General features: G+C 37.9%; 19 protein-coding genes. 16 read left to right on the top strand and 3 right to left on the bottom strand.

Features of this window, described 5'->3' with window-relative positions; genetic code table 11:
• Positions 1 to 94: 94 nt before the first annotated feature.
• The 5 genes from R4Z09_RS23370 (at position 95) to rarD (ending at position 5590) form a co-directional block, all read left to right on the top strand.
• Positions 95 to 1237 carry a cysteine desulfurase family protein gene (locus tag R4Z09_RS23370; protein ID WP_338449123.1) on the top strand — a complete coding sequence of 381 codons (1143 nt, stop codon included), beginning with the start codon at positions 95 to 97 and terminating at the stop codon, positions 1235 to 1237.
• Between the two features lies 1 nt (position 1238).
• The gene (gene thiI, locus R4Z09_RS23365) at positions 1239 to 2444 is read left to right on the top strand and encodes a tRNA uracil 4-sulfurtransferase ThiI (protein ID WP_338449122.1); all 1206 of its coding nucleotides are present in this window, start codon (positions 1239 to 1241) and stop codon (positions 2442 to 2444) included.
• Positions 2445 to 2551: 107 nt separating this feature from the next.
• Positions 2552 to 2758 (top strand): alpha/beta-type small acid-soluble spore protein, encoded by a 207-nt coding sequence (locus tag R4Z09_RS23360; RefSeq protein WP_150439021.1) that lies wholly within the window; start codon positions 2552 to 2554, stop codon positions 2756 to 2758.
• A gap of 182 nt (positions 2759 to 2940) precedes the next feature.
• Positions 2941 to 4521: an acyl-CoA synthetase MbcS gene (mbcS, locus tag R4Z09_RS23355; RefSeq protein WP_338449121.1), complete on the top strand. Its 1581-nt coding sequence runs from the start codon at positions 2941 to 2943 to the stop codon at positions 4519 to 4521.
• A 136-nt stretch (positions 4522 to 4657) separates the two neighbouring features.
• Entirely contained in the window at positions 4658 to 5590 is a 933-nt protein-coding gene (rarD, locus tag R4Z09_RS23350) for an EamA family transporter RarD (RefSeq protein WP_422392212.1), read from the top strand.
• A gap of 39 nt (positions 5591 to 5629) precedes the next feature.
• Here rarD and R4Z09_RS23345 read toward each other — a convergent pair whose 3' ends face one another.
• A complete protein-coding gene (locus R4Z09_RS23345; RefSeq protein ID WP_338449119.1) occupies positions 5630 to 6433 on the bottom strand; it encodes an NAD kinase in 804 nt (267 codons plus the stop codon).
• A 122-nt stretch (positions 6434 to 6555) separates the two neighbouring features.
• Between R4Z09_RS23345 and sppA the strand changes: the two genes are divergently transcribed.
• From sppA to R4Z09_RS23300, 9 genes are all read left to right on the top strand, one after another.
• A complete protein-coding gene (gene sppA / locus R4Z09_RS23340; RefSeq protein ID WP_338449118.1) occupies positions 6556 to 7569 on the top strand; it encodes a signal peptide peptidase SppA in 1014 nt (337 codons plus the stop codon).
• Positions 7570 to 7581: 12 nt separating this feature from the next.
• Entirely contained in the window at positions 7582 to 8139 is a 558-nt protein-coding gene (locus R4Z09_RS23335; RefSeq protein WP_338449117.1) for an RDD family protein, read from the top strand.
• Between the two features lie 80 nt (positions 8140 to 8219).
• On the top strand, positions 8220 to 8924 hold the full coding sequence (locus tag R4Z09_RS23330; RefSeq protein ID WP_338449116.1) for a DUF2953 domain-containing protein: 705 nt from the start codon (positions 8220 to 8222) through the stop codon (positions 8922 to 8924).
• Between the two features lie 18 nt (positions 8925 to 8942).
• Positions 8943 to 9452: a GerW family sporulation protein gene (ytfJ, locus tag R4Z09_RS23325; RefSeq protein ID WP_338449115.1), complete on the top strand. Its 510-nt coding sequence runs from the start codon at positions 8943 to 8945 to the stop codon at positions 9450 to 9452.
• A gap of 160 nt (positions 9453 to 9612) precedes the next feature.
• Entirely contained in the window at positions 9613 to 10113 is a 501-nt protein-coding gene (tpx, locus tag R4Z09_RS23320; RefSeq protein ID WP_338449114.1) for a thiol peroxidase, read from the top strand.
• Positions 10114 to 10243: 130 nt separating this feature from the next.
• Positions 10244 to 11230, top strand: coding sequence for a class I SAM-dependent methyltransferase (locus R4Z09_RS23315; RefSeq protein WP_338449113.1), 987 nt, complete (start codon positions 10244 to 10246; stop codon positions 11228 to 11230).
• A 259-nt stretch (positions 11231 to 11489) separates the two neighbouring features.
• Entirely contained in the window at positions 11490 to 12677 is a 1188-nt protein-coding gene (locus tag R4Z09_RS23310) for an acetate kinase (protein ID WP_338449112.1), read from the top strand.
• Between the two features lie 149 nt (positions 12678 to 12826).
• Positions 12827 to 13669 carry an EcsC family protein gene (locus R4Z09_RS23305; protein ID WP_338449111.1) on the top strand — a complete coding sequence of 281 codons (843 nt, stop codon included), beginning with the start codon at positions 12827 to 12829 and terminating at the stop codon, positions 13667 to 13669.
• Entirely contained in the window at positions 13659 to 14174 is a 516-nt protein-coding gene (locus R4Z09_RS23300; RefSeq protein ID WP_338449110.1) for a MogA/MoaB family molybdenum cofactor biosynthesis protein, read from the top strand. Before R4Z09_RS23305 ends, R4Z09_RS23300 begins: the two co-directional genes overlap by 11 nt.
• A gap of 75 nt (positions 14175 to 14249) precedes the next feature.
• Here the strand turns inward: R4Z09_RS23300 and R4Z09_RS23295 are convergent, their stop codons facing one another.
• Positions 14250 to 14564 carry a hypothetical protein gene (locus R4Z09_RS23295; protein WP_338449109.1) on the bottom strand — a complete coding sequence of 105 codons (315 nt, stop codon included), beginning with the start codon at positions 14562 to 14564 and terminating at the stop codon, positions 14250 to 14252.
• Positions 14565 to 14824: 260 nt separating this feature from the next.
• Between R4Z09_RS23295 and R4Z09_RS23290 the strand changes: the two genes are divergently transcribed.
• Both R4Z09_RS23290 and argH read left to right on the top strand, forming a co-directional pair.
• The gene (locus tag R4Z09_RS23290) at positions 14825 to 16036 is read left to right on the top strand and encodes an argininosuccinate synthase (protein ID WP_338449108.1); all 1212 of its coding nucleotides are present in this window, start codon (positions 14825 to 14827) and stop codon (positions 16034 to 16036) included.
• On the top strand, positions 16033 to 17412 hold the full coding sequence (gene argH, locus R4Z09_RS23285; RefSeq protein ID WP_338449107.1) for an argininosuccinate lyase: 1380 nt from the start codon (positions 16033 to 16035) through the stop codon (positions 17410 to 17412). The genes R4Z09_RS23290 and argH overlap by 4 nt, the downstream gene beginning before the upstream one ends.
• Before the next feature lie 45 nt (positions 17413 to 17457).
• Here argH and R4Z09_RS23280 read toward each other — a convergent pair whose 3' ends face one another.
• On the bottom strand, positions 17458 to 17910 hold the full coding sequence (locus R4Z09_RS23280) for a universal stress protein (protein ID WP_338449106.1): 453 nt from the start codon (positions 17908 to 17910) through the stop codon (positions 17458 to 17460).
• Between the last annotated feature and the right edge of the window lie 57 nt (positions 17911 to 17967).

Here is a 17967-nt window from a genome sequence, read left to right as displayed (position 1 = left end):
GCTTTTTTTCATATTAATACTATTTTCCAAAATCCAATGATTATGATAACATTTTAAGTTAGGTGATCCGTAACGAAAGGGAGAAAGAAAAACGATGATTTATTTTGATAATAGTGCCACAACGAAGCCGTTTCCAGAAGTGCTTGATTCTTTTGTAAAGGTTTCTACCGAGTATTTTGGCAACCCATCATCATTACATAATTTTGGCGGGCTGGCTGAAAAGCTGCTCAGTCAGGCAAGAGCGCAAGCGGCAAAGTTCTTGAATGTACAGTCCAACGAAATTTATTTTACTTCCGGCGGTACGGAAGGGAATAATTTAGCTATTAAAGGTACCGCGTTTGCCAATAAAAAACTTGGACGTCATCTAATCACGACAAATATTGAACATCCATCTGTCCGGGAGTCAATTAAACAGCTGGAGGGCTTTGGTTTTGATGTGACGGAAGTTCCGGTTGATTCAAATGGAAGAATCAATGTCACAACAATTGAGAATGCGATTCGTGAAGATACGATTCTTGTGTCCGTTATGCATGTTAATAATGAAGTTGGAACGATTCAGCCTATAAAAGAGATTGGGCAATTATTGAAGCATTATCCGAAAATAAAGTTTCATGTTGATCATGTTCAAGGAATTGGAAAAGTAGCGTTAAACATAAATGATTGCCATATTGATCTTTGCTCTATTTCAGCCCACAAGTTCCATGGTGTTAAAGGGACTGGTTTGCTGTTTGTTCGCGATGGAGTTAAAATAAATCCGTTATTGAATGGCGGAGGTCAGGAAAAGAATCTGAGAAGCGGAACAGAGAATGTAGCCGGAGCGGTGAGTTTAGCAAAAGCTTTACGTATGATCCTAGAAAAACAACAACAGGAATTAGGTCAATTAAACCTGATTTCTAAACGTTTACGGGATGGATTGTCACAGATAGAAGGGACTGTCGTGAACACTCCTGAAAAACATGCCGCACCACATATATTGAATTTTTCTATACCTCATTTAAAGTCTGAAGTATTTGTTCATTCTCTTGAAGAAAAAGAGATATTTGTTTCGACGACATCCGCTTGTTCTTCGAAACAGAAGACAACCAGCAGCACACTTCTAGCGATGGGTATCCAGGAAGAAAGAGCTGGCAGTGCAATACGGTTAAGCTTGTCTTATTCGAATACAATGGATGAAGTTAATACCGTGCTTTCTGCAATAAAGGAAACGATCGAAGAGTTAAGAAAGGTAATGAAATAATATGAACTATGACCGCATTTTAATCCGCTACGGAGAACTTTCCACAAAAGGAAGAAACCGCAGTAAATTTATTGAGAAATTGGCAAATAGTATAAGAGGTACATTACATGAATTTCCCAATGTATCCATTAGGAGTACGAGGGACCGTACGTACGTCATCTTAAATGGAGAAGATGGCCGTCAAATTATTGAACGCTTGAAGGGTGTCTTTGGGATTCAATCTTTCAGTCCTGTGATTAAAACGAGTAAAGATATCGAAGAAATGAAGGCTGCTGTACTTGATCTTTTCAAAAAGGTATACAAAGAAGGTCAGACATTTAAAATCACAACAAAACGTGCAGATAAAACGTATTTTATGGAAACGAATGAATTAAATCATGTTTTTGGCTCTCATATCCTGCAAAATGTCCCGAATTTAACGGTTAACGTCAAACAACCGGATATAAATATGCAAATCGAAATCAGACCAGAGGCGGCCTATATATCCTGTGAAACGATCCAAGGTGCAGGAGGGCTTCCGGCAGGATCAAGCGGAAAGGCAATGTTAATGCTTTCGGGTGGTATTGACAGTCCGGTTGCAGGGTTTGTATCAATGAAAAGAGGATTACAACTAGAAGGCGTCCATTTTTATAGTCCCCCATTTACGAGTGAGCGTGCCAAACAAAAAGTCATTGATTTATCAGCAAAATTAGCTTCCTTTAGCGGACATTTTCGCCTGCATATTGTTCCTTTTACCGAAATTCAGCAATTAATTCATAAGCAGGTTCCAGAAAATTATACAATGACGACAACGAGAAGATTGATGCTCCGTATCACAGACAGGATTCGTGAAAGACAAGAAGCACTTGCCATTGTCACGGGAGAAAGTCTCGGTCAAGTAGCGAGTCAAACACTTGAAAGCATGTTTGCCATCAATGATGTGACGAACACACCAATCTTAAGACCGCTTATTATGATGGATAAGTCTGATATTGTTGAAATTGCCCAATCCATTGATACACATGACATATCCATTAGACCTTTTGAGGATTGCTGTACGATTTTTGTTCCAGCCTCTCCAAAAACAAAGCCGAAACGGGATAAGGTTATTCATTATGAAAGTTATATTGACTTTGAGCCCTACATTCAAAAAGCAGTTGCCAATATCGAAACAATCGACATAAAACCGCAGGAAAATAAAATCGATGCTTTCGATGAACTTTTTTAATACAAAAGTTTCTATTTTCTTACATTAGGTCTACAAATTACCAAGGGGAAAGTTGAATGAAGTCATGTGATACTACACATTCTATTATCACAAGGAGGTGATATCACATGGCAAACAACAACAACTCAAACCAATTACTAGTTCCTGGGGTACAACAAGCTCTTGACCAAATGAAATATGAAATTGCTTCTGAGTTTGGTGTCAACCTTGGTGCTGATACAACTTCTCGTGCTAACGGATCTGTTGGTGGAGAAATTACTAAGCGTCTAGTACAAACAGCTCAACAACAAATGGCTGGATTTTCTCAACAATAATAAAAAATAAATAGAAGATGGCTACAAGGAGTGGGAGCAATCCCGCTCCTTTTAATTTGTGCAATCACTATAGAAATGCAATTATATTTAGTACTTACTCATAATATCTGGTTGAAGTTTTTCTTAGAAAATTGCTTAAAATGTGATATGATGGAAAATAGATGATTTTGGAGGCGAATAACATGAAACGTGAAGATTTGATTGCACCGTTACAGTACAATCTTGTTTCAGAAATGGAACGTTTTGCAAAACAAAAAGGAAAGATTGCTATTAAGTGGGAAAGTCATGATGGTGAAACGAAAGAAATTTCATATGAGTCATTAATGTCTGGTGCTAATAAAATTGGTAATGTATTTTTAGATAAAGGATTAAAAAAAGGCGATGTAATACTCATTATTATCCCACGCTTAATTGAGGCCTATGAGGTTTATTTAGCCGCCCTTAAACTAGGACTTGTTGTTATTCCAAGTTCAGAAATGCTTCGAACGAAAGATCTCCAATACCGCATTATGCATGGTGGTGTGAAAGGGGTAATCAGCTATTATCCATATGCGGATGAATTTGAGCCGATTGCTGAAATGAACCAGATAGTTAAATTTATTATCGGCAATGATAAAGAAGGCTGGGAACGGTTAGATCTGAAAATGCAAACAGCTTCCGCTGAGCTTGAAATGGCTGATACAAGCCGTGATGATATGGCCTTTTTATCTTATACATCAGGGACAACAGGCAATCCAAAAGCCGTTGTACATACACATGGGTGGGCCTATGCCCATCTTAGAACAGCTGCACCGCATTGGCTTAGTATCAATGAAAACGACATCGTATGGGCAACTGCAGGTCCTGGGTGGATGAAATGGATTTGGAGTCCGTTCTTAGCTGTACTAGGTTCGGGTGCAACCGGTTTTGCGTACCATGGGAAATTTGAACCTGAGAAGTATTTAACGCTGCTTGAAAAAAATAAGGTGAATGTACTTTGCTGTACACCAACGGAGTACCGCTTGATGGCAAAGGTTGATCACTTAGGTGATTATAATTTGTCAAATATACACAGTGCTGTCTCTGCTGGAGAGCCGTTGAATCGTGAAGTGATTGAAACATTTCAACGGTGCTTTGATCTCAAAGTTCGGGATGGATATGGTCAAACTGAAAATACTCTCTTAGTTGGGATTATGAAGGATATGGAGTTAAAGCCGGGGTCAATGGGTAAACCTACACCAGGCAACACGGTAGAAATCATTAATGATGCTGGTGAGATTTGTTCAGTCGGAGAAGTAGGGGATATAGCTGTCCATAAGGATACGCCAGCATTGTTTAAAGAATATTATAAGGAACCTGAAAGAACAATGGCACAATATCGCGGTGATTATTATGTGACAGGCGACAGGGCTAAGAAGGATGAAGAAGGGTATTTCTGGTTTGAAGGCAGAAGTGACGATATCATTATTAGTTCAGGGTATACGATTGGACCGTTTGAGGTTGAGGATGCACTTGTTAAACATCCATTAGTCAAAGAATGTGCAGTTGTAGCCAGTCCTGATAAAGACCGCGGAAATGTTGTAAAGGCTTTTGTCGTGCTAAAAGAAGGGGTTAAGGAAAATGAAGCCGAACTTGTAACGCTGCTTCAGCGTCATGTGAAAGAAATGACAGCACCTTATAAATACCCGCGGAGAATAGAATTTGTTGAACATTTACCAAAAACTTCTTCAGGAAAAATCCGTCGTGTTGAATTGCGAAATCAGGAATTGAAAAGGTTTATGTAATTTGTGGAGGAAGGAGCAGGCGCAGTGGCAGCCTGCTTTTCTAGTTGTTTAAACTTCAAATTTTAGAATATGTACTTCTTGTCACAATTTATCTTCTCATTTATAATTATTATTTTAAAATAATAGAATAGAGGTAATGGAAATGGATCATAAAGGGGAGAAGATGGGGGTTATTTATGCCGCCTTTTCTTATTTAATATGGGGATTATTACCTATTTATTGGAAGCTGTTAGATGGGATTGGAGCGGATGAAATATTGGCCAGCCGAATTGTCTGGTCCTTTCTTTTCATGATTGCTGTCTTGCTCATCACAAGAAAGTGGTCGAGCTTTATCGTTACATTAAAAAATTTATTTAAAAATAAGAAGCAGCTCGTATTTTTAACAACAGCATCTGTACTGGTTAGCTGTAATTGGTTTATCTATATTTGGGCAGTTAATCATGACCAGATTATTGAAGCGAGTATGGGTTATTATATCAACCCGCTTGTCAGTGTATTGCTTGGAATGATCGTGTTAAAAGAAAAATTATCAGCAGCGCAATATGTCTCTTTCTTTTTTGCTAGTATCGGCGTAATCATTTTAACTGCATCATATGGAATGCTGCCATGGATTTCATTGTCATTAGCCTTTACGTTCGGTTTTTACGGATTAGCAAAGAAAATGATAAAAGTAGATTCATCAATTGGTTTAACATTAGAAACGTTGGTGATCACACCTATTGCATTCATTTATATCCTTTATTTATTCTCGCAAGGAACGAACACATTCTTGACAGTTTCTGTAAAAACAGACCTGCTCCTTATTTTATCAGGTGCGGCGACAGCGATACCGCTTCTCTATTTTGCGAAAGGCGCCCAGAGGATTCCGCTGTCCATGCTCGGATACATTCAATACCTTGCACCGACGATCAGTTTGGTATTGGGTGTATTTGTTTATCGAGAGCATTTTTCAACGGGGCACATGATCGCATTCTCCTTTATTTGGTTTGCCTTAATCATCTACTCTTTATCAAACACAAAATTTATGAAGCGTGAAAAGCAGAAAAGGAAAAGTATTAAGGAGGCTTAACGTTAATATTTATAACGAAGACTGCGGGAGCAGCCTTCGTTATAAAAAGTTTCTTTTTACTTTGTCCCAAAATGAATTATGCTTGAGTTTGATTGTTTTAATCTTTTTATCACTTAGTTTGATTTGTATTTTTTCAACATGTTGAATACTAAGTGCCTCATTATCCATTGCCATTGTTGGATGTTCATTTCCTTCCTTGGCTACCTTCAGCGTTAAAATCTTCTCATTGCTTAAGATAAAAGGAGATCCAAGTGTCCTAAATTGATTGTTATTTAATGAACCGAGCTCTGTTATCTGCATACACGGAAGCAGCGGATCTACTACTGCGCCGTTAACGGATTTATTATAAGCAGTGCTGCCTGTCGGCGTAGATACGATAAGTCCATCTCCTCTAAATGTTTCAAAGTGAAGGTCGTCAATGTATACGTCCATGATAAAGGTTTTGACAATATTAGATTGAATACTGAATTCGTTTAAACAATAAAAAGAGGCTTGGTTATCAACCGTCACTTCAATCGTTGGATAGCGGCGGACTTCAATCACTTGTGATGTCATTGCATCAATCATTTCTTGTGTATTTTCAATATGAAAATCACAATAAAGGCTTAAATGATCTGTAGTTGATATCCCTACATATAAACAATCTTCACGAAACCCGGTTCTGCGGACACCCTGCAAAAAGGCTCCATCGCCGCCGTAACAGGCAATTACATTAGCTTTTTTATAATCATTAACCATTGTGAAACCAAGCTCGATTGCTAGTTTACGAATAGTGTCTATTTTTTCTCGTATCATTGGCTCTTCTTTGTGGAAAAAATAAAGATTACGGCGCTCTGTCATCATGATCCCTCCCTTTTCTTATCGTACTAAAATTTATTGAATTTTTCTAATTATTTCTTTGTTGTGAAACATTTCATGGTTTTATTCGTAATACAAGTAACCGAAAATTAAAGGAGGACGAGTAAGTGAATGGAAAACGTTGGGCAGCTTTGGGGATTGCAGCTGCACTATTTATTTTCTCAGTTGTCATTAATACTTTTACAACGATTTTTAGTAAAGACTTTCAAACTACGATGGATGAATGGATGAATCCGACAAGTGGACTCTTAACGGAGGAAGTGATTGAAGAAGGAAATGTGGCGAAAAAAATTGCTGTACTGGATGTGAATGGAACGATCCAGGATACCGGGGATACTTCACCTATTTTTGCCCCAGCTGGCTACAATCATCAAACCTTTCTTGAAAATTTAGATTATGCCAAGGAGGATGATGCTGTTAAAGGGATTATTATTCGAGTCAATACTCCCGGTGGCGGAGTAGTTGAGAGCGCGCAAATACATGATAAAATTGTAGAGATTCAAAAAGAAACGAAAAAACCAGTTTACATATCAATGGGATCCATGGCTGCTTCTGGTGGATATTACATTTCGGCACCAGCAAATAAAATATTTGCCAGTCCGGAAACATTAACCGGATCACTTGGAGTGATCATGCAGGGCATCAATTATGCCGGGCTCGCCGAAAAATATGGTGTCAAGTTCGAAACGATTAAGAGCGGTGAATTTAAAGACATTATGAGTCCTTCAAGAGACATGACAGATGAAGAAAGAGCCATCTTACAGGAAATGATCAATAGCTCTTATAACGGTTTTGTGAAAGTCATCTCAGAGGGCAGGGATATTTCGGAAGAAGAAGTAAGAAGAATTGCAGATGGCAGAATTTATGATGGACGACAGGCGAAAGATTTACATTTAATTGATAACTTTGGATATTTTGAAGATGTTGTCGATGCAATGAAGAAAGATTATAAATTAAAAGATGCACAAGTCATTCAGTATACAGAAGATCTTGGCATTGCTTCACTATTTTCGATGAGTGCCCGTCAGCTGATGGGGCAGGATGATGTTGAACTTGCCGGATTAATGAATTTATTATCACAGCGGAATTCACCACGATTAATGTATTTGTACGCAGAATAGGGGGTGTAGAAATTGGATTCAAATCAACAAGACCTTGATAAAAGGATAAATGTACATGAAGAGGGAGCACAATTAGAGATGAATTCCGGACAAATAGAAAATGGAGATAAAGGGGCAGATATCGCCGGTCAACTGCCAGAAGATGTAAAGACTGATTATCGATATGCAGGGTTTTGGATGAGATTCTGGGCATATTTACTTGATTTACTTGTCATCGCCAGCTTAAATGGAATTCTCGTATATCCAATTCTCAGAGCCTTGGATGTGAAAATTAGTGATCCAAGTATGTTTGCACCTGTTTCTATACTGACTGCTGTTATATTCTACGGCTATTTTGTGTTGATGACCAAATTCTTTCGTCAAACACTTGGGAAAATGGTGTTTGGATTAAAGGTCATTTCACTTGATGATAAAAAATTAAGCTGGTCAACGATTATGTTTCGTGAATGGATCGGACGCTTTATATCAGGCAGTATTCTTATATTATATGTTGTGGTTGCTTTTTTACCAAAAAGACAAGGGATTCATGATTTATTCGCGGATACAACGGTTGTTCATGAACGTTCATAAAGAAATAACTAAAACCTGTCATCAGAAGATGGCAGGTTTATTTATGCCTTTTTTTGACAATAATAAAAGGCTGAAAGGTTGTGAACAAATTGAAATGGATCTTGGTCGTTTGTTTAGTTATCCTGCTTCTGTTTGTGTTCATCATCATGACAAAGATAAAAGTAATGATCAACTATTTTCATGCCCGCGATGATGATTCATTAAAAATAGAATTTAGAGCTTTGTTCGGACTAATTAAATATAAATTAGATATTCCAGTTATTAAAATAGATGACGATTCAGCGTCAATAGTGGCAAAAGGGAAAATAGAGTCAGGGGAAAAAGAGCAAACAATGAAAAAGGGAGAACAAAAATTTACACCTGAAGATCTTTTAGAAAGCTTCAAAGATTATAAATTACTTTTACTGCATGTGGTCTCACTACATAAAATTATCCGCCGCTTTTTGAAAAAAGTAAAAATCACCCAATTGGAGTGGAATACGCTTCTCGGGACCGGTGATGCGGCACTGACAGGGATGCTGACAGGTGCAGCTTGGACTGTAAAAGGGGGCATTATCGGAATTATCAGCAGCTATTTTAAGCTTCATGTTATGCCGCAAATGACCGTCCAGCCTCACTTTCAACTGGCTGTTACACAAACATCTTTTAAATGTATGCTTCAATTTAGAATCGGGTATGCTATGGTAGCAGGAATCAAATTGCTTAAATTTTGGAAAGGCGGACGACCTCAGTTTAAGACAAAGCCTTTATCCGCCTTGTCAAATGATAAAACAAAACCAGTCTAGAAGAGGAGGAAGTAAACAATGTCCGATCATCCAATTCAAGGATTAATGACGACCGCAATGGAAAATTTAAAAGAAATGATTGATGTTAACACTATTATTGGGGATCCGGTTGAAACCCCTGATGGCAGTGTAATATTAACGGTTTCAAAGGTTGGTTTCGGTTTTGCTGCCGGCGGAAGTGAGTTTAATATGGAAAATGGTGGCAGCGGTGGAAACCAAGGAGGAGAAAAGCAAAAGATGCCGTTTGGCGGCGGAAGCGGCGGAGGTGTTTCGATTACACCGATTGCCTTTTTAATTGTGAACTCCCATGGAGTGAAAATGGTACATCTTGATGAAAGTACTCATTTATATGAACGGATTCTAGACCTCGCTCCACAGGCGGTAGATAAAATCCAACAAATGATGTCCAATAAAGATAACAACAATCAATCCGGAAAGCAGTCCGGCAACAATCAACACCCCGGTAATCAATCCGGCGGTCAGCAATCAAATGAATATAACCAACAAAAACAGGAATTAGAGTTTTGATATGAATAAGGTTAACTTTCTAATTAGGGAGTTAACCTTTCCTTTTGGCTGTTCACTGAATTTTTTCCTTTTTTTGAATTTCGATACATATTTGTTGCAAAAGTTAATTTGAAAAGTTATAGTTTACAATGTACATAAATTGTTATAGGAGGAAATAATTATGGCATCTGTTACATTCGCAGGAAATGCAGTTACATTAATTGGTAATGAAGTAAAGGTTGGAGATAAAGCACCTAACTTTACTGTACTGGCTAATGATTTATCACCAGTAACTTTAGAAGATACAAAAGGAAGCGTACGTTTAATCAGTGTTGTTCCATCACTTGATACTGGCGTATGTGATGCACAAACACGTCGTTTTAACGAAGAAGCTTCTAAATTAGACAATGTAAAAATTCTTACGGTAAGTGTTGATCTTCCATTTGCTCAAAAACGCTGGTGTGGAGCTGCAGGTATCGAAAATGTTCAAACATTATCAGATCACCGTGACATTTCTTTCGGGGAAGCATTCGGTGTTGCGATTCAAGAACTACGCTTATTAGCTCGTGCTGTATTTGTTGTGGATTCAAACGACACAGTAACATATGCAGAATATGTAAGTGAAGTAACAAACCACCCTAACTACGAAGCAGCACTTGAAGCTGCAAAGCAAGCAAAATAATTCGTTTACAATATCAGAAAAAGCCAGCTTTATAAGCTGGCTTTTTGTTGTCTTCTTAGCCTGCTAACTTGTACATCTTAATAAACCCCGCTAAAATAGGAAAAGAGACTAGAAACAGGAGGAAAATATTGTGAAAACCACTCCGGTTGAAGAATTGTTTACGATCATCAATGATACGGCCATTCTTTTACAAGAAGAATTAAATGTCAGTTACTTAGAAGCGTTAGCGGAAACAGGAGAAAATTTGTTTCATCAATCCGTTCTACAGGACGAATTGAGTGAGCTGACGTTAAAAAGATTGAAAAAGATCTATGAAGATAGTCAAATAACGAAATTTACGAAAGAGGAAATTCGAAAATCGTTCCAATTAGCGATATTAAAAGGAATGAAGGAAAGTGCGCAGCCTAATCATCAAATGACCCCTGATTCCGTGGGGATGTTCGTTGGATATTTACTACATAAGTTCGTCAAAAAGGAAGCTTATCGGTTAATGGACCCTGCAGTTGGTACGGGAAACTTATTAACAGCGGCTATGAATCAGGAAATGAATAAAACAATCCAAGGGGTTGGAATCGAAATAGATGATTTACTCATTAAATTAGCTTATATAAATGCCAACTTGCAGGAGCATCCAATCGATTTCTTTAACCAAGACAGCCTGGAGCCTCTTTTCGTTGAGCCAGTCGATGCAGTGATAAGCGATTTGCCTGTCGGCTATTACCCGAATGATATTAGAGCAAGAGACTATGAATTGAAGGCTGACGAAGGACATTCGTATGCTCATCATTTGTTTATTGAGCAAAGTATTCGTCATGTGAAACCTGGAGGCTATTTATTTTTTATTATCCCGAACGGTTTATTTGAATCGGCGCAGGCGAAAAAGCTCCACGAGTATTTCCAAAAGTCTGTCCATATTCAAGGTATTATTCAATTACCTGAAACGATGTTTAAGAATAAACAATCGGCAAAAAGCATTCTAATTCTGCAGAAAAAGGAAGACACTCTGGAGCCTCCAAAACAGGTATTATTAGTTAATATGCCTTCTTTCTCAAACGGAAATGAAGTAGAAAAAATTCTTGCGAAAATTGATCGCTGGTTGATTGAAAATAAAAAGTAATCAATCTATAGAAAAAGTTTATAATAAATTTTGTGGAAATTTGTCGAAATATCAGAAAATAATTACTTTTAGTTGTGTGCCATTTTTGTAAAAGTATTCCTTGAATTACTTGTCGTTCAATGATTAAATGAGAAATTGGAGATATTAATTTTTTTAATTGGATAAACTATCGTTGTATCGAATAACAATTAATTTTTTTTATTGATTATCCAATTGACTCAGTACTAATGACATGTTTTATAAAGGAGCGTTTTTAAATATGGCTAAAATCATTGCAATCAACGCTGGCAGCTCATCTTTAAAATTTCAATTATTTGAAATGCCAAGCGAAGAGGTAATTACTAAAGGATTAATTGAACGCATAGGGTTAAATGATGCTGTCTTCAATATTACTGTTAATGGTGAAAAAATTAAGGAAACAACTGATATCCCTGATCATAACGTTGCTGTTGAACTTCTACTAAATAAGCTTACTGATCTTGGTATTATTCAATCATTATCAGAGATTGAAGGAGTGGGGCACCGTGTCGTTCATGGTGGAGAAGCATTTTCAGATTCTGTCTTAATTACACCTGAAGTTCTGCAAAAAATTGAAGAGCTATCAGAGCTTGCACCGCTGCATAATCCTGCAAACGTGACAGGAATTAAGTCTTTCCAAAAGGTTCTGCCAAATATTACTGCGATTGCAGTATTTGATACAGCATTCCACCAAACTATGCCGGAGGATTCTTTCCTATATAGTGTTCCTTACGAGTACTATAAAGACTATGGAATTCGTAAATATGGATTCCACGGTACATCTCATAAATATGTATCTGAGCGTGCTGCTGAAATGCTTGGAAGACCGCTTGATCAGCTTCGTTTAATTTCTTGTCACCTAGGTAATGGTGCAAGTATTACAGCCATCCAAGGCGGACACTCGATTGATACATCAATGGGCTTTACTCCGCTTGCCGGTGTAACAATGGGAACTCGTTCCGGTGATATTGACCCTGCCCTTATTCCATATATTATGGAGAAAACAAAACTATCTGCGGATGAAGTATTAGATGTTTTAAATAAAAAGAGCGGTATGCTTGCTCTTTCTGGATTCTCAAGCGACCTTCGCGACATTGAGCTTCAAGCATCTGAAGGCAATGAGAGAGCCGAGCTGGCCCTTAAAGTATTTGCTTCTCGTATCCATGCTTTTGTCGGTGCGTACGCTGCGCGTATGTCTGGGGTTGATGCAATTATTTTTACAGCAGGTATTGGAGAGAACAGTGAGACAATCCGTGCCCGCGTGCTGAACGGTCTTGAATTTATGGGCGTTTATTGGGATCCTGCTTTAAATAATCTGCGCGGAGATGAGCGTTTTATTAACTACCCGCACTCACCAGTTAAAGTAATGGTGATTCCTACAGATGAGGAAGTTATGATTGCAAGAGACGTTGTTCGCTTAAGTAAATAATAGTAGTAATAAGCAATCTTTTTCTTGCACTTGTCTGCAGGAAAGGGGTTGCTTTTTTATTGAAGGTGCAAGGCAGTTCTAAGATTTTCCTAATTAGTTATGGTATACTGATACAAAATAAACGGTGCTGTAAGTTAGGGGGTTCTTTTGTGACATTAACAGATCGGGAAGAACAAGTATATCAAGAGATCCGTGAATGGGAAAATCGGATGTACAGGTATGTGCCGAATGATTTTCAATTGGTTTATGATAAGTATATTGAACGCTCTTTTCAGCTTTTACCGGAAAAAACAAGAGAGCAGTTTTCCTCATCACTTGATAATTGGTTATTTCATCTTCACGCCTTTATTCAAGGGTCTGAACTTCAGATGGATGCAAAGCAAAGAATCATTGAGAGTGGAAGAATATTTCACGAAGGCATACAAACGATTGAGGACTTGCAATCACTATCAATCGATCAATTGCAATATATAGCAGGGCAGCATATTGCCAGGCACCGCCTCTACTCGTTTGCGCAAGGAGGCATGTCAGGAACCGGAGGAACCATCCTACTGGGTGTTGATATTCCGGGGATGGCTGTGATTAATATGCGGATTGTGCAGTTAATAGCAATGACATATGGAATTGAAGTAAATACACCATATGAAATGATGACGGCTTTAAAGGTCTTTAATATCTCAATCCTTCCTATACGCATGCAGGGCCAGGGCTGGGAGGAATTAATGAATGATATCCAGCACGATGGCTATTTTTATGAAGGGAAAGAGGAAATCGCTAATCTTGCCTGGGTGGAACAGCTGTTGAAGCAAGGATTAAAGGGAATAGCAATTATGATTTTTAGGAAAAAGCTTATTCAAGGAATTCCCTTTATTAGCATGGCTATTGGTGCCGGGGTCAATTATCAATTAACAAGAAAAGTTACTGACTTTGCTCATAAGTATTATCAGATGAGATATTTGTTAAAGAAAAAGGAGAGTACAAATGAGTATTGAAGAGCATAAAAAACAAGCGCAAAAAAGTGTTATTTGTAAAGTCATAACAGTTAGTGATACAAGAGACAAAGAAACAGACAAAAGCGGGAAGTTAATGATTGAACTGCTTGAGAATGCCGGACACAGGATAGGGGATTATGTCATTGTGAAGGATGAGGAAGAGCCTATTCGGGAAGCCGTATTAAAGGGCAGCTTAGATCCTGATATCGATGTGATTTTGACAAATGGCGGAACGGGAATTGCCTTAAGAGATGTAACGATAGAGACGGTTCAATCATTATTTGATAAAGAAATAACTGGATTTGGAGAATTATTCAGGATGCTCAGTTACCAGGAGGATATCGGGTCGGCAGCGATTCTCTCCCGTGCAGCAGCCGGAGTCATTGGAAATAAAGCGGTGTTCTCCACACCGGGTTCATCAGGGGCTGTGAAGCTGGCAATAAATAAATTAATTCTCCCTGAACTTGGTCATGTGGTCCGAGAATTAAAAAAGGATTTATCATAAAGTTATAGGTGTCAGCCACCATAAAAAGACAAATATAATGATTTTGTCTTTTTACGGTGCCTGACACCTGGTTTATTATTGGTGCATTTTATCAGTGATGTTTTGATTGAGGCGAAACCAAAGCCATAATTCATTGATGGTCGATGCGAGTTCAGCAATTTCACTATTAAGTTGGCAGGAGAGCTGGAAGTCAGCTTCGTCATTCAACTGTGCTTGCTTCTGATTGATGATTTTTTCAAGATGGATAATCCGGTCAGGAATTGCCCCCCGAATATTCTCCCAGTATAGCAAAATGGACTCTTGAGACTCATCTGATAATTCATCCCATTCAAGCTCAATTGAAGGCAATTGAATCCCTAATCGTTCGTCAAAAACAAAATATTCTTTCATTATTTGCTCCTCCTATATATGAAGTCACTAGATTCGTTAACTATTTAACTTATCAAAAGATTCATATAAATTTTACCACATAATTTTAGTTGTCTCTTTCATTTCTGATTTTTAATACGAAAATAATTATTTTTATGCGAAATTAAGAAATAACTATTGAATTTTTTAAGAAAAGTTGTTAAAGTGTTATTCATAAACGTTGAATAAAAATATAAATAAATGAATATTTATTCGTTATATATCGAGGAGGAAAATTTTTAATGGCAAATCCAAAATTAGTACTAGCATATTCTGGTGGTTTAGATACATCTGTCGCAATTACATGGTTAAAAGATCAAGGGTATGATGTTGTTGCTTGCTGTTTAGATGTTGGTGAGGGAAAAGATCTAGAGTTTATTAAAGAAAAAGCTATAAAGGTTGGAGCTGTAGAGTCTTATATTATTGATGCAAAAGAAGAATTTGCACAAGATTATGCGCTTCTTTCCTTGCAGGCTCATACATTATATGAAGGAAAATATCCACTTGTATCTGCTCTATCAAGACCGCTTATTTCTAAAAAGCTAGTAGAGGTAGCTGAAGAAGTAGGTGCAGTTGCGATTGCACACGGATGTACAGGTAAAGGAAATGACCAAGTGCGTTTTGAAGTTTCAATCCAAGCCCTTAATCCAAATTTACAAGTTGTAGCACCGGTTCGTGAATGGGCATGGTCAAGGGAAGAAGAAATCGAATATGCAAAACAAAAGAATATTCCGATTCCAATTAATTTAGACAGCCCATTCTCTATCGATCAAAATCTATGGGGAAGAGCGAATGAATGTGGAATTTTAGAAGATCCTTGGGCAAAACCACCGGTAGACGCTTATGAATTAACAGCAGAACTCGAAGATACACCTGATACACCGGATATCATTGAAATCGGCTTTGAGCAAGGTGTTCCTGTAAGCTTAGATGGAAAGAAATATGATTCTTTAGCACAGCTGATTTTAGATTTAAATGTTCTTGCTGGTAAGCATGGGATTGGAAGAATCGACCACGTTGAAAACCGTCTTGTTGGAATTAAATCACGTGAAGTGTATGAATGCCCTGCTGCTATGACACTTATTACAGCCCATAAAGAATTAGAAGATTTAACATTGGTGAAAGAAGTAGCGCACTTTAAACCAATTATTGAATTAAAATTAACAGAAATTATTTATGAAGGTCTATGGTTCTCACCATTAAAGGATGCTTTAGCAGCATTTATTGCTGACACACAAAAATTTGTCACTGGTACAGTAAGAGTAAAACTATTTAAAGGGCATGCTATTGTTGAAGGAAGAAAATCAGAGTACTCTCTATATGATGAGAAATTAGCAACATATACTTCTGATGATGCATTTGATCATACTGCGGCAGTAGGATTTATTCAATTATGGGGACTTCCTACAAAAGTTCAAAGTATCGTGCAAAAAAACAAGAAGGTGAAAGCGTGAAAAAGCTTTGGGGCGGAAGATTTACAAAAACAGCAGAAGAATGGGTCGATGAATTTGGTGCCTCCATCCCTTTCGACCAAGAATTAGTTATGGAAGATATTACTGGCAGCATCGCCCATGTGACGATGCTTGCCAAAACAGGCATCTTAACTGATGATGAAGCCCAGCAAATTAAAAAGGGTCTTGAAGCTCTAAAAGAAAAAGCAGCCAATGATGAATTGGAATTTTCAGTAGCATTAGAGGATATCCATTTGAATCTAGAAAGCAAGCTGACTGATCTAATCGGTCCTGTCGGTGGAAAGCTTCATACAGGACGCAGCCGTAATGACCAAGTAGCGACAGATATGCATCTATATTTGAGTAAGCAGGTAACGGTTATTATTGAATTAGTTGCTGAATTGCAGCATGCTTTGCTTGAACAGGCAGAAAAGCATGTGGAAACCATTATGCCTGGTTATACACACCTGCAAAGAGCACAGCCTATTTCGTTTGCCCATCATTTAATGGCTTATTTCTGGATGTTTGAACGTGATAAGCAGCGTTTAACAGAGAGCTTTAAAAGAATTAATATTTCTCCGCTTGGTGCTGGAGCATTGGCAGGGACAACTTTTCCAATCGACCGTCATTACAGTGCAGAGCTTTTAGGCTTTGATGGGATCTATGAGAATAGTATGGATGCTGTCAGTGACCGCGATTTTATTCTCGAGTTTCTTTCTACAAGCTCGATTTTAATGATGCACCTTTCACGCTTCAGTGAAGAAATTATTCTTTGGTCCAGCCAGGAATTCCGTTTTATTGACCTTGATGACAGCTTCTCAACAGGAAGCAGCATAATGCCACAGAAGAAAAATCCGGATATGGCTGAATTAATCCGCGGTAAAACAGGAAGAGTTTACGGAAACCTGTTTGGGTTACTGACTGTTCTAAAAGGCTTGCCGCTTGCGTATAACAAGGATATGCAAGAGGATAAAGAAGGTATGTTTGACACTGTAAAAACCGTTACCGGATCTTTGAAAATTTTTGCGGGAATGGTCCGTACGATGAAAGTCAATACAGGTAATATGGAACAAGCGACAAAACAGGACTTTTCAAATGCTACGGAGCTTGCTGATTATTTGTCAAGTAAAGGAATGCCATTCAGGGAAGCGCATGAAGTAGTAGGAAAGCTTGTTCTTCATTGTGTTGAAAAGGGCTGCTACCTAAGTGACTTATCAATGGATGAATTTAAAAACTCAAGTCAGCTTTTTGAAAACGATATTTATGAAGTGTTGGCACCGGAAACGGCTGTTGCACGCAGAAACAGTGCTGGCGGCACCGGTTTTGCACAAATAAAAATTGCGCTTGAAAAAGCTAAGAATTGTTTAGAAGCTAAATAATCATAAAAAAACCACGCTGTATAAAAATAGCGTGGTTTTTTATATTTATACTTCTCCGGATTCACTGCGAACAACTAATACGTCACAGCGGGCATGGCGTGTGATGTGTTCGGAAACGCTTCCAATCAAGAAACGCTCAACAGCATTTAAGCCTGTAGCACCACACATGATTAAATCAATTTCATGCTTTTTCGCAATATCTTTTGGAATTTTTACTTTAGGAGAGCCATAGTCAATAACATATTCGACGTCCTTGACCCCTGCATCAATTGCTTCTCTCTTATAGTTTTCCATTAACTCTTTTGCAAATAGTTCTGCTCTTTCTGCAATCGTGCGATCATATGCCTCGACTGTGGCAAAGGTGCGGGTGTCAATAATATGGGCAATGACAATCTTTGAATCATTTCTTTTTGCAACCGCAACCGCTTTTTTAAATGCCCATTCAGCTTCTTTTGAACCATCTACTGCAACAAGGATTTTTTTATACGTTAGTGTCATAATAATCCCTCCTTATACTTTTATTATACATGAAAATAATTGAATATTTGTAAAAAG

The sequence above is a fragment of the Niallia oryzisoli genome (genome assembly GCF_036670025.1).
GTDB lineage: Bacteria > Bacillota > Bacilli > Bacillales > Cytobacillaceae > Bacillus_BD > Bacillus_BD oryzisoli.
The sequence above is the reverse complement of the archived record's forward strand: the minus strand, read 5'-3'. Positions and strand labels throughout refer to the sequence as shown.

Coding starts and splice junctions, on each gene's coding strand:
- R4Z09_RS23370 (WP_338449123.1), top strand. CDS start 95: ATGATTTATTTTGATAATAGTGCCACAACGAAGCCGTTTCCAGAAGTG.
- thiI (WP_338449122.1), top strand. CDS start 1,239: ATGAACTATGACCGCATTTTAATCCGCTACGGAGAACTTTCCACAAAA.
- R4Z09_RS23360 (WP_150439021.1), top strand. CDS start 2,552: ATGGCAAACAACAACAACTCAAACCAATTACTAGTTCCTGGGGTACAA.
- mbcS (WP_338449121.1), top strand. CDS start 2,941: ATGAAACGTGAAGATTTGATTGCACCGTTACAGTACAATCTTGTTTCA.
- rarD (WP_422392212.1), top strand. CDS start 4,658: ATGGAAATGGATCATAAAGGGGAGAAGATGGGGGTTATTTATGCCGCC.
- R4Z09_RS23345 (WP_338449119.1), bottom strand. CDS start 6,433: ATGATGACAGAGCGCCGTAATCTTTATTTTTTCCACAAAGAAGAGCCA.
- ytfJ (WP_338449115.1), top strand. CDS start 8,943: ATGTCCGATCATCCAATTCAAGGATTAATGACGACCGCAATGGAAAAT.
- tpx (WP_338449114.1), top strand. CDS start 9,613: ATGGCATCTGTTACATTCGCAGGAAATGCAGTTACATTAATTGGTAAT.
- R4Z09_RS23310 (WP_338449112.1), top strand. CDS start 11,490: ATGGCTAAAATCATTGCAATCAACGCTGGCAGCTCATCTTTAAAATTT.
- R4Z09_RS23300 (WP_338449110.1), top strand. CDS start 13,659: ATGAGTATTGAAGAGCATAAAAAACAAGCGCAAAAAAGTGTTATTTGT.
- R4Z09_RS23295 (WP_338449109.1), bottom strand. CDS start 14,564: ATGAAAGAATATTTTGTTTTTGACGAACGATTAGGGATTCAATTGCCT.
- R4Z09_RS23290 (WP_338449108.1), top strand. CDS start 14,825: ATGGCAAATCCAAAATTAGTACTAGCATATTCTGGTGGTTTAGATACA.
- R4Z09_RS23280 (WP_338449106.1), bottom strand. CDS start 17,910: ATGACACTAACGTATAAAAAAATCCTTGTTGCAGTAGATGGTTCAAAA.